Raw genomic sequence first — 876 nt, 5'->3', positions numbered from 1 at the left:
AACCCCGCACCACCCTCAAAGGACACAACGACGCGGTGAACGTGGTGGCATACAGCCGCGACGGCCACACCCTCGCCGCCGCCGACGAAGACGGAAACGTCCTCCTGTGGGACGCAGCCACCAGCAAGGCCCGCCGCACATTAGAAGAAAAGGACACCGGAATGTATGCGGTGGCCTTCAGCCCCGACGGCCACACCCTCGCCACTGGTGGTGACTTCGAGGTTCAGATGAGGGACGCGGTCACCGGAAACATCCTCAGCAGACTCAACGGCGTAGCAGCCGCAGCCGTGATGGCCTTCAGCCCAGACGGCAAGACCTTCGCCACAGCTAGCGAGCGCCTTGTACAGCTGTGGGACACAGCCACCGGTTCGCCTCGAGCCACCCTCTCTGGGCACTCAAACGAGGTTCTCGCGTTGGCCTTCAGTCGCGACAGTCGTACCCTCGCCACCGCCGGCCGCGACAAGACGGTACGCCTGTGGAACGCGGCCACCGGCAAGAACCGCGCACTCGGACACAACGGTGGCGTGTGGGCGGTGGCCTTCAGCCCCGAGGGCCACACCGTCGCCACCGCCGGCGAAGACGGAAACGTCCGCCTGTGGGACCCGGCCACCAGCAAACCCCGCACCACCCTCCCAGGACACAACGGCGCGGTGAACGCGGTGGCCTTCAGCCGCGACGGCCACACCCTCGCCACCGCCGGCGAAGACGGAAACGTCCGCCTGTGGGACCCGGCCACCAGCAAACCCCGCACCACCCTCAAAGGACACAACGGCGCGCTGTACGCGGTGGCCTTCAGCCGCGACGGCCACACCCTCGCCACCGCCGGCGAAGACGGAAACGTCCGCCTGTGGGACCCGGCCACCAGCAAACCCCGCA

General features: G+C 67.7%; 1 protein-coding gene. It reads left to right on the top strand.

Annotated elements, in window-relative coordinates:
• Positions 1-35: 35 nt before the first annotated feature.
• Positions 36-876, top strand: an 841-nt coding sequence (locus tag AC067M_RS27685; protein ID WP_478699735.1) for a WD40 repeat domain-containing protein, incomplete at its 3' end; no start/stop codon positions are given.

Source organism: Streptomyces sp. NPDC043427 (assembly GCF_056436655.1).
Note: the sequence above shows the minus strand (reverse complement) of the source record. Positions and strands in the feature narration are given on the sequence as shown.